Below are 14,477 nucleotides of genomic sequence, written 5' to 3'. Positions count from 1 at the left end.
CCATGCTTCATCTTCCCCTCGTGCATTTCGGGTTCGGCAGTGCCGCCGTACTTCGGCACGTCCTGGCGGATGTCGGCGTTCGTCAGCCGTTGTTCATCACCGATGCCGGCGTGCGCGGCAGCGGAGGTCTGGACTACGTGTTGAAGGCCTTCGGCGATTCCCGCGTCCCGATCTTCGACGCGGTCGGCGAGCCGCCGACCTTCGCGGCCGTGGACGCCGCTGCCGGGACCTACCGGGCCGCCCGCTGCGACGGCATCGTCGCCGTCGGCGGGGGCAGCGTGATCGACACGGCGAAAATGGCAAGCGTGCTGGCATCCCAAGGCGGCAGCACGGCGGACTATGCCGGCGCCGCGGAACGGATCACAAAGCCCGCGGCACCGCTGGTCGTGCTGCCGAGCACGTCGGGTTCGGGCAGCGAAGTGTCGCCCAGCACGGGCATCCACCCAGCCGCGGGCGAACCCGGCGTGCGCACCCGCGCTCCCCGGCTGATGCCGGTCGCGACGATCTGCGATCCCGAACTGACGCTGACCATGCCGCCGCGCCTGACCGCCAGCGCGGGTCTGGACGCGTTGACCCACTGCATCGAAGGCTATCTTTCGCCGGCCGGCAACCCCGTCGTCGACAGCATCGCGCTGGGTGGAATCACGCGCATTGCCGCACATCTGGAACGCGCGGTGGCGGACGGCGCCGATCGCCAGGCCCGTGAAGCCATGATGCTCGGGGCGCTGGAAGGCGGAATCAGCATCGGCAAGGGACTCGGCCCGGCACACGCGCTGGCCACGGTCTTCAGTCATTGGCCGGTCGCCCACGGCACGCTTGCCGCCTTGTCACTGCCGCCGAGCCTGGATCTCATGGAGCGGCACGTGCCCGGAAGAATGGCGGCCGTCGCCCAGGCGCTGGGGCTACCCGCCGGCCAGTCCGCGAACGGCTTCAGGTCGTTGCTCGAGCGCCTGCACGAACGCTGCGGCATCCCGCTGACCCTGCGTGCCGCGGGATGCACCGACGGCGATCCCGCAGCGCTGGCGAGGGCCGCCGAGGCCAGCGCCGTCAACCTGACCAGCCCCTATCGGCCGAGTATCCAGGAATACGAAGACATGGTCAGCCGGATCATCGGCTGAGCTCAGACACCAGGAAGACCCATGAGCCATTCCGCTACGCACACCATCCCCGTGCGCAACCCGCGCACCGGCCAGTACGACTATGAAATCGTGCCGCCGGCCCCCGACGAACTCAGTTCCCTTTGTGCCGGACTGAGAGCCGCCCAGGCACATTGGGAAGACATCGGCCCGCAGGCACGCGCCGCCGTCATGCTGCGCTGGGCCGACGCCCTGCAGGAGCGCGGCGATGCGCTCATCGCCGCGGAGTCGGCGGATACGGGCCGTTTTCGACTTTCCCGCGAGATTGTCGATATCACGATCGCCGGCGTGCGGGATTGGGCGCGGCGGGCACCCGCGCTGCTGGCGGGGGCGGCGCGCAGCGGCCAATCCTCCATCTGGCCCAATGTCAGTTTCGAATCCCAGTTGCGCCCCTATACCCTGGTCGGCGCCATCAGCCCCTGGAACCATCCGCTCTTCCTGTCCACCGTGGACGCCATCCCGGCATTGCTGGCGGGCTGCGCGGTCATCGTCAAGTGCAGCGAAATCGCGCCTCGCTTCTCCGATCCCGTCATGGACGCCGTGCGCGCCGTGCCGGAACTGGCCCAGGTGTTTGCGCTGATCCAGGGCGGGGCGCAAACCGGCTCGCAGTTGATCGAGGAAGTCGACATGCTGTGCTTCACCGGCAGCGTGCCCACGGGCCGCAAGATCGCCGAGCACTGCGCGCGCCGCTTCATTCCGGTGTTCCTCGAACTGGGCGGCAAAGACGCCGCCATCGTGACGGCCAGCGCGGATCTGGAACGCGCGTGCCAGGCCGTGCTCCGCGGCGGGGTATTCGCCACCGGGCAGATCTGCCATGCCATCGAGCGCGTCTACGTGCAGCGCGACATCTACGAGCCCTTCGTCGAGCGCCTGGCCGAGGCGGCAAGCCGGCTCACCCTGAGCTATCCCGACGCATCGCGGGGCCACATCGGCCCGTTCATCATGGAGAGGCAGGCCGCCATCGTCGACCAGCAGATCGACGACGCCCTGGCGCGCGGCGCGCGCATTCTCACCGGCGGCAAGAGCGAGCGACATGGCGGCGGCGTCTACATGCGTCCCACCGTCATGGTGGATGTGACGCACGACATGGCCATCATGGTCGAGGAAACCTTCGGTCCGGTCATCCCCGTCATGCCGTACGACGACGAGGAAGATGCCGTGCGCATGGCGAACCTGTCCCACTTCGGTCTTTCGGGTGCCGTCATCGCCGGCTCGCAGGAGGAGGCGCGCAGAATCGGCATGCGCCTCGATGCGGGCGGGATCAGCCTGCAGGACACGACGCTGACCATGGCGATCACCCGGGACGCGGAGAAAAGTTCATTTCGCCTGTCGGGCATGGGAGAGTCCCGCATGGGCCCGAGCGCCATCATGCGCTACTTCCGCCGCAAGGTGCTGATGACCAATACGACCCAGCCTGCCGAGATGCTGTCGATCCACGAAGATCCGCCGGCCCATTGATCGAGAACGAGCTGCGGCCAAGGGCGATCGCGTGCTGAGGATCGCATGCTACGGCCAGATCCCGGCCAAAGCCTGCCCGTCACCGTCGTGCGCCGGCGACTGCCGCTACGCTTTGCGGGGACCGCCCCGAACGCGCACCGCTCCCAACGCCATATCCGGCGGACAGGTTCTCCAGCACGGCACGGGCGGCCAGTATATGTTCGTACATGGCCCTCGCGGCCGGAGACAGGCTCCGCCCGCGCCGTCGCACGAGGTAGATGCGGCGCACCAGGCCCGGCACGTTCATCGGCCGCACCACCAGCCCGGGGCGGTGAAAGTGGAACAGCGTGAGCCCCGGGACTACCGTGACGCCCAGGCCCGCTTCGACCAGGCTCGCCACGCTTGCCAGATGCTGTACCTCGAAGGTGGCATGGATCGATGCCGGGTGCAGCGCCAGGTCGAGATAGTTGCGCACACTGCTGCGGCGGGCGATATGCACCATCGGATGCGCCGCGACGTCGGCGCCGCTCGGCTGCGCGCACGCCGCGAGCGGATGGTCTTCCCGGCACACGAGAAAGAACGGGTCCGCGCACAGCATCTGGCTTTCCAGATCTTCCGCGGCGCTCACGCCCGCCGCGATGGCCAGGTCGACCTGGCCGGCCCGCAGCAGTGCCAGGCACTCCTCGGACATGGTGTCGGTGAGCGACAGCTCGATGCCCGGATGGGCCTGGCGATATCCCGCCATCACGGCCGGCAGCCATGCGGCCACGAGCGAAGGCAGCGCGGCCAGCGCGACACGCCCTTTGCGCCGCGCCGCATGGTCGCGGAAGTTCTCCACCACTTCGGAGAATTCGGAGTGCAGCCGGCGCGCCGACTCCATGAAGAGCGCGCCCTCGGCGGTGAGTTCCACCGACCGGGTGGTGCGATCGAACAGCCGCGCACCCAGCGCTTGTTCGATGGCGCCGATGCGCGCGCTGAAGGCTGATTGCGAAAGACAGCAACGCGCGGCCGCCCGCGTGAAGTGCTTTTCCTCGGCCAGCGCGAGGAAAGCCTGTAGATCGCGGGTCGAGATGTTCATGCTGCCCTCCCGGCACCGCCGAAAGACCGTGCGCTCGATTCGTCGCTGTCCATTCGATCACCGCCGCGTTCAATTCATCGATACCACAGCTTAATTAAGTTTTTATTTCGATTGTACAGATGGATAACCGCTCGGTACAGTGCTTCGCGTGGCGCCGCACCGGCTCTCCGCCCATGCCACAGCCACCATCCAGCAGCCGGCCCGAGCCGGCCCTTCCGGTCTAGCGGTCCAAGGAGTGCATCCGATGTCCATCTCCTCCAAACGACGTCTTCTGCTGGCGGGCGCAGCCGCCGCAGGCTGTGCGGCGCTGGCGGGCCGGCCCCTGGCGGCGCGGGCGGCCAGCGCGTTCCCCACCCGGCCCGTCACCCTCATCGTGCCCTTTCCGCCCGGCGGCACCGCCGACGTCACCTACCGCATTCTCGCGACGGCCACCGAACCGTTCCTGGGCCAGACCGTGGTCATCGAGAACCGGCCGGGCGCCAGCGCCACCCTGGGCGCCGTGGCCATCGCCAGCGCCCCGCCCGACGGCTATCGCCTGACGGTGACGCATTCGGCCGTGCTGCGCATGCAGCTCATGCAGAAGACCGCGTACGACGCGCTGAAGGACTTCACCCCGGTCATCGCGGTCAGCGCCTTCAACGTCGGCCTCATGGTGCCGACGGACTCGCCCTTCCGGACGTTCGAGGATTTCGTCGAGGCCGCGCGCCGCGAGCCCGACCGCATTTCCTATGGCAGCAACGGCACGGCGACCGCCCAGAACCTTGCGCTGGTGCAGGTCGCCGAGCAGGAAGGCGTGCGTTTCAACCACATTCCGTTCAAGGGCGATGCCGAGGCGACCAGCGCGCTGCTGGGCGGCCACATCCACGCCCATGCCGGCGGCACCGGCCTCGGCGCCCTGGTCGACGGCGGCAAAGCGCGCTGGCTCGCGCTGTTCTCGGACACGCGACTCGCGCGCTGGCCCGATGTCCCGACGCTCTACGACCTCGGCTACGAGATCCCGGCCAGCAGCCCCAACGGCATCATCGGGCCGGCCGGCATGGACCCCGCCGTCGTGCAGGTGCTGCACGATGCGTTCAAGCAGGGCCTGGAGTCGCCGGCACACGTGCAGGCGCTGGAGCAGGCCGGCCAGGCGGTGCAATACCTGAGCGGCGAGGACTTCGGCAAGCTCATCGCCGAACACTTCGAACTCGAGCGCGAGCGCATCGGCAAGGCGGGCCTGCTGGCCGCGTCCTGAGGCCCCCGCGCGCATTCGGCTGCATCCGGTGCCATCGAATCGCGGCGCCGCTCCCAGAACGCAGGACCACATCATCCAGAGGACATCATGCAAGTTGGCGTAGAGATCGGCGGTACCTTCACCGATCTGGTCTGGCTGCGCGAGGACGGCACCGTCACGACGGGCAAAGTCCCGTCCACGCCCGGCGCGATCCATCAGGCGGTACTCGATGCGGTGCGCAGCACCGGCGTGCCCTTGGCGGAGGTGGCCCAGTTCGCCCACGGCTCGACCGTGGCCACCAACGCCCTGCTCACGCGCCGCGGCGCCAGCACCGGGCTGCTGACTACGGCAGGCTTTCGCGACGTCATCGAGATCGGCACGCACGACCGGGTCGGCAACATCTATACCGCCTTCTACACCAAGCCGCGTGTACCCATTCCACGCCGGCTGGTGCGCGAAGTGACGGAGCGCATGGGCGCCGACGGACAGGTGCTGGGCGCGCTGGACGAGGCCGCCGCCCTGCGCGAAGTGGATGCCCTGCTCGCCGAGGGCGTCGACTCGATCGCGGTCTGCCTGCTCAACGCCTATCGCAACCCCGAGCATGAGATCCGTCTCGCCGAGCTGATCCACCGACGCTCGCCCGGGCTGCACGTTTCGCTGAGCCACCAGGTCTCGCCCGAGTTCCGCGAGTACGAGCGCACGGTGACGACCTCGGTCAACGCCTTCGTCGGCCCGGTGGTCAAGGGCTACGTCGATCGCCTCGACGCCGGCCTGCGCGAGCACGGCTATCGCGGCGCGCTGCGCCTCATGCAGTCGAACGGCGGCATGATGCCGGCCGCCGCCGCCGAGGCCAACGCGGTACGCATGCTGCTCTCCGGCCCGGCGGCCGGCGTGCGCGCGGCCGTCTGGTTCGCGCAGCGCAACGGCGTGAACGACATCATCACGCTGGACATGGGCGGCACCAGTACCGACGTCGCGGTGGCGCCCGGGCTGCAGGCGCGCATCGTGCCCGAACTCGTGGTCGACGACCTGCCCATCCGCACCACCGCCGTGGACATGGCGACGGTCGGCGCGGGCGGCGGCAGCATCGCGGCGATCGACAAGGGCGGGTTCCTCAACGTCGGGCCGGCGAGCGCCGGCGCCGTCCCCGGCCCCGCCTGCTATGAGCGCGGCGGCACGCTGCCTACCGTGACCGACGCCCAGGTGATCGCCGGCATTCTGCGCCCCGCTCGGTTCTTCGGCGGCCGCATGGCGCTGCGCACCGATCTCGCTCGCGACGCCCTGGCCTCGCTGGGCCTGCCCGGCGGTGTCGCCGCGGCGGCCGACGCGGTGCTGCGCATGGTCAACAGCAACATGGCGGCAGCCGTGCGGCTCGTGTCGACGGCCCGCGGAATCGACCCGCGCGACTTCACACTGGTCGCTTACGGCGGCGGCGGGCCGGTGCATGGCGCCATGGTGGCCGACGAGGTCGGCATGCGGCGCGTGCTGGTGCCCTGGTCGCCCGGCATCGGCAGCGCGTTCGGTCTGCTCGTCGCAGATCTCATCGTGGACATGGTCAAGGCGAGCGTCGGCCCGTTGACCGATGCGTCGCTCGACGCCGCCGCCCGGGCCACGCTGCGCACGCTGTGCGACGAGCAGGCGGTACAGCTCGGCCTTGCTGCCGGCACGTACGAGGTCGAGATGGGGCTGGACCTGCGCTACGCCGGCCAGGGCTTCGAGCTCACGGTCTGGCTGCATGATGCGGACAGTGCAGGCGCGAACGAACTGCGCGCCGCCTTCGAGCGCGTGCACGAACAGCGCTACGGCTACGCGCGCAGCACGCTGCCGGTACAGGTGGTCAACCTGCGCGGGCGCCTGGTCCGGCGCAACACGTTGGAGCTGCGCACACCGCTGCCGCCCGTCGTGGACGCGCAGCCCGAGACCGCCACGGTAACGCTGGCCGGACGCGCCCTGGAGATGTCCTTCCTCCCGCGCGCCGCCCTGCCTCCGGGCCAGCGCATCGCCGGCCCGGCCGTGGTCGAGGAGGCCACATCCACCGTCGTCGTGCCCCCCGGCTGGCAGTGCACCTGCCAACCGACCGGCGACCTGCTGCTGGAGAAGACGGCATGAGCGCGCCGGACCGCCCCGAGCGCGAATACCGGAGGGCGCAGCGCGAACGCAGTCCGGTGACCGCGCCAGCCTCGACCCACCGCACGACGCGGCGAGCCCGGCCGGCTCAGCCGCCGACGCCGCGCCTGCACGCGAAGGAGACCCTGTGACCATTCCTCACGACCCCACCCAGCTCGCCATCCTCGCCAACGCCATGCACGCCATCGCGGACGAAATGGGCGCCACCCTGGTGCGCTCGGCGTTCTCGACCATCGTGCGCGAGGCGCGCGACTGTGCCTGCGCCCTGCTCGACGCCCACGGCAACGTGGTCGCGCAGGCCGAAATGATCCCGATCCACAACGGCGGGCTCAGCCTGGCTTTCCGGGAATCGGCCGCCCAGCTCGACCTGTCGGGCGTGGGCCCCGAGCACGCCGTCCTGCTCAACGACCCCTACGCCGGGGGCCAGCACCTGAACGATCTCATCCTCTTTCAGCCGATCTTCCATGAAGGCGAGCTGCTGGGCTGGGCCGGCAACACCGCCCACCACCTCGACATCGGCGGCGGGACCGGCGCGGGCATCAACATCCACGCCAACGAGCTGATCCAGGAAGGCATCGTTATCCCGCCCCTGCTCCTCGACGTGCGGCACGACCTGTACGGCGGCCCGCTCGAGCGCATGCTGTTCGCCAACGTGCGCACACCGGACCTGGGCCGCGGGGACTTCTACGCGCAGCTCGCCGCCAACCGCACCGGCATCGAGCGCATGCAGGACCTCGCGGCACGTGTGGGCGGCGCGACTTTGCGCGCCGCCATGGCCGAGACGCTGACCTACGCCGAGCGCCGGGTGCGCGCCGCCATCGCGGAACTGCCCGAGGGCCGCTGGCAGGGCACCGCCTGGATAGACAACGACGTGGGCGGCGACGAACCGTTGCCCGTGCGCGTGAGCGTCACCGTGCGCGATGGCGGCATGACGCTGGACTTCGAGGGCACGGCGCCCCAGGTGAAGAGCATGTTCAACAGCTCGCTGGCGTCGTCCACCGCCGCGGCGATCTCCGCGGTGCGCGCCATTCTGACCGACAAGGACATCCCCGCCAACGACGGCTGCAATCGCGCGCTGGACATCCGCATGCCGCGCGGCTGCATTCTCAATCCGGAGCCCGGCTTGCCCGTGCGCGCCCGCATCCTCGCCTCGTACCGCGTGCTCGATGCCGTGCACGATGCCCTCGCCCAGGCCGTGCCGGAGCGCGTGCCGGCTCAGGGTTTCAATTCCACCACCGGGCTGTACCTCGTGCAGCGCCGCGACGGCGGACGCGTGCGCATCTATGCCGACGTGCTCGGCGGCGGCTACGGCGGCGCGCCGGACTACGATGGCGCGCACGCGCTCGCGGGCCTGCTCAGCTCCAGCCGGAACACCCCCATCGAAGCGATCGAGCAGATCCATCCGCAGTTGCGCATGCTGCACTACCGCCTGGTGCCGGACTCCGCGGGCGCGGGCCGATTCCGCGGCGGGCTGGGTTTCTCGCGCGCCATCGAGATCCTCGAGGACGGCGTCGAACTGAGCTTCTATTCCGAACATTTCCGCCAGCCGCCGCGCGGCAAATGCCACGGCGCCGACGCGCGTAAAGCCTCGCTCGTCGTGCGGCGCGGCGACGCCGTCTTCTCGCTGCGCAACCCCGACGTCATGCGCCTGGCCAAGGGCGACATCGTCGAGTTGACGGTCGGCGGCGGCGCCGGCTGGGGGCTGCCCGGCGAACGCGCCGCCGAAGCCGTGGCGACCGACCTCGCCGACGGCCTCATCACCCCGGCTTTCGCCCGGGAACATTATCCGCACGCCGCCCGTGCGCTCAGTTGATCGCGGGGGCCCAGCGCTGGCCGTTCCACCTCGGCGCCCCATTTCGTGACTCACGTCCGGAGTCTTCATGCTATTCATGCCCGAACGCTTCACCGGCTGGCCGCAGGCCGACGCCGTCCGGCTGGTGCAGCAACTGCGCTTTGGCCTGCTCGTCTCGATTTTCGAGAACGAACTGCAGTTCTCGCACCTGCCGTTGCTGGTGGATGTCGAGGACGGCCGCATCGTACGGCTGCGCGGCCACTTCGCGCGCCAGAACCCGCATTGGCGGGCCCTGGCGGCCGATCCTCGCGCCACCGTGGTGTTCAATGGCCCGAACGCCTATCTCTCGGCGCAATGGTTCACGCCGGAGTGCGAGGCCGCGCCGAGCTGGAACTATGTCGTCGTGCACGTCAACGGGCGCGTGCGCCTGCTCGACACGCCGGAACAGACGAGCGCGATCGTCGACGAACTGGTCGAAGTCAACGAAGCCGAGCTGCCCGAGCGCTGGCCGCTGGAAGACTACAGCCCGGAGCGCCGCGCCCGGCTGTTGCCGCACATTCTCGGTTTCGCCCTGGACGTGGACGACGTGCTGCCCAAGTTCAAGTTGAACCAGCACTACGCGGACGCGGACAAGCTGGGGGCAGCCCGGGGGCTGGAGTCGCGCGGCACCGATGCGGCGCGGGCGATCGCCGCCTACATGCGCGCCTCGATCGGCAAGGCCGACGCGCAGGGGGCGGACGTCACGCGGCATCTGGAACGCTGAGCGGCGCGGCCGGACATGCCCCGGCCCCCTTGCCTCACCGCTCGTGATGCAGATACTTCGCCTGGCGCGGCAGCCGCAGGCTGACCAGAAAGGCGATGACCATCATCACGGTCACGTACCAGAAGAACACTTCCTCGTGGCCTCCGGCCTTCATGGACAAGGCGACGAACTCGGCCGATCCGCCGAAGATGGCGTTGCCCACCGCGTAGGCCAGGCCCACGCCCAGGGCGCGCACCTCGGGCGGGAACATCTCCGCCTTCACGATGCCGCTGATCGAGGTGTAGAGGCTCACGATGGCCAGGGCGAGGACGATCAGCACCCAGGCGACGGCGGGGCTCTGGACGTGCTGGAGCGCCGTCAGGATGGGCACGGTGAAGATCGTGCCCAGCGCGCCGAACATCAGCATGTTGTTGCGCCGGCCGATGCGGTCCGAGAGCATGCCGAACACCGGTTGCATGCACATGTAGACGAACAGCGCCACGGTCATCACCAGGCTCGCCGTCTTGATCGGCAGGTGCACGGTGTTGACCAGGAACTTCTGCATGTAGGTGGTGAAGGTGTAGAAGATCAGCGAGCCGCCGGCGGTGTAGCCGAGCACGGTCAGAAAGGCTGCGCGGTGATCGCGGAACAAGGCGGTCAGCGAGCCGGCGTCCTTGTTCTCGCGCGTCTCGGTATCCTGGGTCTCGCGCAGGGTACGGCGCAGGAGCAGCGCGACCACGGCGGCGACCGCACCCAGCACGAACGGAATGCGCCAGCCCCAGGCGCGGATCTCGGCCTCGCTCATCACCGTCTCCATGACGACGATGACGAGCACCGCGAGCAGTTGGCCGCCGATCAGCGTGACGTACTGGAACGAAGAAAAGAAGCCGCGCTGGCCGCGCAGCGCCACTTCGCTCATGTAGGTGGCCGTGGTGCCGTACTCGCCGCCCACCGAGAGGCCCTGCACCAGGCGGGCCAGCAACAGCAGCAGCGGAGCGGCCGCGCCGATCTGCGCGTAGGTGGGCAGCGCGGCGATCATCAGCGAGCCCGCGCACATCATGCTCACCGAGATGAGCAAGGACTTCTTGCGGCCGTAGCGATCGGCGATGCGGCCGAACAGCCAGCCGCCGATCGGACGCATCAGAAAGCCCGCGGCGAACACCCCCGCGGTCTGCAGTAGCTGGACGGTGGTGTCGCCCTTGGGAAAGAAGGCGCTCGCGAAGTAGATCGAGCAAAAGGCGTAGATGTAGAAATCGAACCACTCGACCAGGTTGCCGGAAGAGGCCGCCATGATGGCGAAGACGCGGTGGCGCTTTTCCTCGGACGAATAGTGGGGAACATCTACGGACAACGACTCGGACATTGAAGGATCTCCAGAGAATCTGAGTTCCCTGCGGCGAAGGAGGTGCGCGTCTGCATGGAGACAAGATCGTGCTGAACACTGGGCCACAGTTGGCGCGGCGATGGGGGCAGAAGGTCGGCCCGGCGCGCCTGGACTGGCATGGCTGCCCGCGCGCGGCGCCAACGGCGAAGGCCTCCCTGCGGGAGACCACCCGCCGCTGGACCGGCATGGGGCACGCCATGCAGGAGGCAGATTCTACTCCTCGGACGCAATCCGCCTGCCCGATTGGGGAACTAACTGCCACTGCCCTCGGCCTAAGCTGGTTACGCTGAATCAAGGCATCCCCTGGATACGGTACCGCTCACCGCGCCCGCCACGCTTTTCCTGGAGGTTTTCATGTCCCTAGCGTCCACCCGCGCCGCCATGGCCCTGGCTGCCGCCCTTGCCTGCGCACACGCGCCGAGCGCCCTCGCCCACCACGGCTGGGCCTGGGCGGAAGGCGAACAAACCACCCTTGCCGGCACCGTCGAACAGATCTCGATGGCGCCGCCCCATCCCACCTTGCGGGTCAAAGCCGCCGACGGCGAACTCTGGCAAGTCGATCTGGGCAATCCCAGCCAGACCCAGCGTTCAGGCTTCACCGCCGAGACGACCCAGGTCGGGGCCCCGATCGAAATCCTGGGCAACCGTAGCGCCGAGCCGGGCAAGCCGCACATGAAGGCCGTACGGATCACCGTGGGCGGCCAGCACTACGACATGTATCCGGAGCGCATCAAGCAGCCGTGAACACGCCGCCATGGGTGGCCATGCTCGCGCAATGGCCCGGCGCGACGTGGCTGCAGTCGTCGAGCACCGCCTACCTGTTCGTCAATGCCGCCCACATCCTGGGCATCGGCCTCGTCCTCGGGGCCATCCTGCCGCTGGATCTGCGGCTGATCGCCGGACGCGGCGGAGAGCCTCTGCGCGTGCTCGCCCCCTGGCTCAGCCGGGTTGGCGCGGTGGGCGTGCTGCTGGCGATCCTTACCGGGGCATGGCTGTACACCGTGCGCCCGGTCGACTATCTGCACAATGCCGCGTTTCTGTACAAGCTGGCGCTGCTCGCCCTGGCGCTGCTGAACGTCGCCTGGCAGCACACCGGCACCGGCATGCAGGCAGTCTATGCCGGCCGCAGCGTGCCCACCGCGGTGCGCGTACGGGCCGCGATCTCGCTCTGCGCGTGGCTGTCGGCGCTGGTCGCCGGGCGCTGGATCGGCTTTCTGTGAACCTGCCGCGGCTGCCTCGTACGTGTTCACCGGAGCGCGCCTCCGACCCGCGGGCAGCCGGCGGCCTCAGCCCGCAGGCGGCTGCGCGAGCAGACCGGCAATGCAGTCGGCGGGGTGCTGCCAGAGCGCGACGGTGTCGGCGTACGCCCGCAGGAGGTCCTCAGCCGGTACCGGATCGAACCAGGCCTGCGCCGGAGGGGGGGCCACCACGGCCACGCTGCGCATGCGCGCCTTGGTCAACAGGATGGCCAGATCCGGGTCGGCCGTCGGCGGCTCGACGATGTCGGCGCGCAAGTCCTCGCGCAACCATTCGCCGAACTGCAGTTCGCGCCGGGCGAGACCGCAGGCGGCGCGGCCCCGGGCCAGCGATGAATGCGACAAGGCCCGCCGGCGGCGGGCCTTGTCGAACAGGCATGACGTTGCGCGCAGGCCGCCTACGCCCGTCGGCCGCTTATTCCGGCACGATGCGCACCGCGCCCCTGTCCGCGCTGGCCGCGAAAGCGGCATAGGCGCGCAGCGCGGTGGTCACGCGGCGCTGGCGCGGCTGCGCGGGCTTCCAGCCGGCGGCGTCCTGCGCCTTGCGGCGGGCTTCGAGTTCCTCGGCGCCCACCGCGAGGTGGATGCTGCGGTTGGGGATATCGATCTCGATGATGTCGCCGTCGCGCACCAGGCCGATCAGGCCGCCGGCCGCCGCTTCGGGCGAGACATGGCCGATCGACAGGCCGGAGGAGCCGCCCGAGAAGCGCCCGTCGGTGACCAGGGCGCAGGCCTTGCCCAGGCCCTTGGACTTGAGGTAGCTGGTCGGGTAGAGCATTTCCTGCATGCCGGGGCCGCCGCGCGGGCCTTCATAGCGGATCAGCACCACCTCGCCCGGCTTGACGTGGCCGCCGAGGATGCCCTCGACGGCGGCGTCCTGGCTCTCGAACACGTGGGCCGGGCCGGAGAACTTCAGGATGCTCTCGTCCACGCCCGCCGTCTTGACGATACAACCGTCGGTGGCGAGATTGCCCTTGAGCACGGCCAGGCCGCCGTCGTGCGAAAACGGCGTCTCGGCGCTGCGGATCACGCCGTTGGTGCGGTCGTCATCCACGCTGTCCCAGCGGCTGTCCTGGCTGAACGCGACCTGGGTCGGGATCCCGCCGGGCGCCGCGCGAAAGAAGTTGCGCACCTCTTCGTCCTGCGTGCGCACGATGTCCCACTTGTCGAGCGCCGCGCCGAGCGTGGCCGAGTGCACGGTGGGCTGATCGCGGTTGATCAGGCCGGCGCGATCCAGCTCGCCCAGGATACCCATGATGCCGCCGGCGCGATGCACGTCTTCCATGTGCACGTCGGACTTGGCCGGCGCCACCTTGCACAGCACCGGCACGTGGCGCGAGAGCCGGTCGATGTCGGCCATGGTGAAGTCCATCTCGGCCTCATGGGCGGCGGCGAGGATGTGCAGCACGGTGTTGGTCGAGCCGCCCATGGCGATGTCCAGCGTCATGGCGTTCTCGAACGCGGGGCGGCCGGCGATGTTGCGAGGCAGCACGCTGGCATCGTCCTGCTCGTAGTAGCGGCGGGCCAGATCGACGATGCGGCGGCCGGCTTCCAGGAACAGGCGCTTGCGGTCGGCGTGGGTGGCCAGGGTGGAACCGTTGCCGGGCAGCGACAGGCCGAGCGCCTCGGTCAGGCAGTTCATCGAGTTGGCGGTGAACATGCCCGAGCAGGAGCCGCAGGTGGGACAGGCCGAACGCTCGATCGAGGCCACGTCCTGGTCGCTCACATTGTCGTCGGCCGCGGCCACCATCGCATCGACCAGGTCGAGCGGGATCATCTTGCCCTTCAACACCACCTTGCCGGCCTCCATCGGCCCGCCGGACACGAAGATCACCGGGATGTTCAGGCGCAGCGCGGCCATCAGCATGCCCGGGGTGATCTTGTCGCAGTTGGAGATGCAGACCATGGCGTCGGCGCAGTGCGCATTGACCATGTACTCCACGCTGTCGGCAATCAGCTCGCGCGAAGGCAGCGAATACAGCATGCCGTCGTGGCCCATGGCAATGCCATCGTCCACGGCGATGGTGTTGAATTCCTTGGCGACGCCGCCCGCGGCTTCGATCTCGCGCGCGACCAGTTGGCCGAGATCCTTCAGATGGACGTGGCCGGGCACGAACTGGGTGAAGGAGTTGACGACGGCGATGATGGGCTTGCCGAAGTCGCCATCCTTCATGCCGGTGGCGCGCCAGAGGCCGCGCGCGCCGGCCATGTTGCGGCCATGGGTGCTGGTGCGGGAACGATATGCAGGCATTTCTCTATCCAGGTACGGGTCTCGCGCCCGTTGGCAATGCAGCGCCGCGGATGGCGCCGCG

Annotated in this window: 11 protein-coding genes and 1 pseudogene; 8 read left to right on the top strand and 4 right to left on the bottom strand. The window is 69.2% G+C overall.

All coding sequences use genetic code 11. The annotated features are described in order from the left end of the window. Positions 1-2: 2 nt before the first annotated feature. Both FOZ76_RS02935 and FOZ76_RS02930 read left to right on the top strand, forming a co-directional pair. On the top strand, positions 3-1,118 hold the full coding sequence (locus tag FOZ76_RS02935; protein ID WP_143946637.1) for an iron-containing alcohol dehydrogenase: 1,116 nt from the start codon (positions 3-5) through the stop codon (positions 1,116-1,118). A 21-nt stretch (positions 1,119-1,139) separates the two neighbouring features. Further along, entirely contained in the window at positions 1,140-2,594 is a 1,455-nt protein-coding gene (locus FOZ76_RS02930) for an aldehyde dehydrogenase family protein (protein ID WP_143946636.1), read from the top strand. A gap of 79 nt (positions 2,595-2,673) precedes the next feature. On the opposite strand, the gene FOZ76_RS02925 is transcribed toward FOZ76_RS02930, so the two are convergent. Continuing rightward, on the bottom strand, positions 2,674-3,651 hold the full coding sequence (locus FOZ76_RS02925; RefSeq protein WP_143946635.1) for a LysR family transcriptional regulator: 978 nt from the start codon (positions 3,649-3,651) through the stop codon (positions 2,674-2,676). A 244-nt stretch (positions 3,652-3,895) separates the two neighbouring features. On the opposite strand from FOZ76_RS02925, the gene FOZ76_RS02920 reads away from it, so the two are divergent. The 4 genes from FOZ76_RS02920 (at position 3,896) to FOZ76_RS02905 (ending at position 9,546) form a co-directional block, all read left to right on the top strand. After that, positions 3,896-4,885 carry a tripartite tricarboxylate transporter substrate binding protein gene (locus tag FOZ76_RS02920; protein ID WP_143946634.1) on the top strand — a complete coding sequence of 330 codons (990 nt, stop codon included), beginning with the start codon at positions 3,896-3,898 and terminating at the stop codon, positions 4,883-4,885. A gap of 87 nt (positions 4,886-4,972) precedes the next feature. After that, positions 4,973-6,973 carry a hydantoinase/oxoprolinase family protein gene (locus tag FOZ76_RS02915; RefSeq protein ID WP_143946633.1) on the top strand — a complete coding sequence of 667 codons (2,001 nt, stop codon included), beginning with the start codon at positions 4,973-4,975 and terminating at the stop codon, positions 6,971-6,973. A 145-nt stretch (positions 6,974-7,118) separates the two neighbouring features. Next, entirely contained in the window at positions 7,119-8,804 is a 1,686-nt protein-coding gene (locus FOZ76_RS02910; RefSeq protein ID WP_143946632.1) for a hydantoinase B/oxoprolinase family protein, read from the top strand. A 67-nt stretch (positions 8,805-8,871) separates the two neighbouring features. Further along, entirely contained in the window at positions 8,872-9,546 is a 675-nt protein-coding gene (locus tag FOZ76_RS02905; RefSeq protein WP_143946631.1) for an FMN-binding negative transcriptional regulator, read from the top strand. A gap of 34 nt (positions 9,547-9,580) precedes the next feature. On the opposite strand, the gene FOZ76_RS02900 is transcribed toward FOZ76_RS02905, so the two are convergent. After that, positions 9,581-10,888 carry an MFS family transporter gene (locus FOZ76_RS02900; protein ID WP_143946630.1) on the bottom strand — a complete coding sequence of 436 codons (1,308 nt, stop codon included), beginning with the start codon at positions 10,886-10,888 and terminating at the stop codon, positions 9,581-9,583. A 375-nt stretch (positions 10,889-11,263) separates the two neighbouring features. Between FOZ76_RS02900 and FOZ76_RS02895 the strand changes: the two genes are divergently transcribed. Further along, positions 11,264-11,653 carry a DUF6152 family protein gene (locus FOZ76_RS02895; protein WP_143946629.1) on the top strand — a complete coding sequence of 130 codons (390 nt, stop codon included), beginning with the start codon at positions 11,264-11,266 and terminating at the stop codon, positions 11,651-11,653. Continuing rightward, a complete protein-coding gene (locus FOZ76_RS02890; RefSeq protein ID WP_246129263.1) occupies positions 11,650-12,129 on the top strand; it encodes a DUF2214 domain-containing protein in 480 nt (159 codons plus the stop codon). The genes FOZ76_RS02895 and FOZ76_RS02890 overlap by 4 nt, the downstream gene beginning before the upstream one ends. Before the next feature lie 105 nt (positions 12,130-12,234). Here FOZ76_RS02890 and FOZ76_RS02885 read toward each other — a convergent pair. Continuing rightward, positions 12,235-12,465, bottom strand: a pseudogene (locus tag FOZ76_RS02885) (AadA family aminoglycoside 3''-O-nucleotidyltransferase); the annotation flags it as partial. A 115-nt stretch (positions 12,466-12,580) separates the two neighbouring features. Next, positions 12,581-14,416: a dihydroxy-acid dehydratase gene (ilvD, locus tag FOZ76_RS02880; protein ID WP_143946627.1), complete on the bottom strand. Its 1,836-nt coding sequence runs from the start codon at positions 14,414-14,416 to the stop codon at positions 12,581-12,583. Positions 14,417-14,477 lie beyond the last annotated feature (61 nt).

This window comes from Verticiella sediminum (genome assembly GCF_007558815.1).
GTDB lineage: Bacteria > Pseudomonadota > Gammaproteobacteria > Burkholderiales > Burkholderiaceae_B > Verticiella > Verticiella sediminum.
This window is presented reverse-complemented; position numbering and strand designations above follow the sequence as displayed.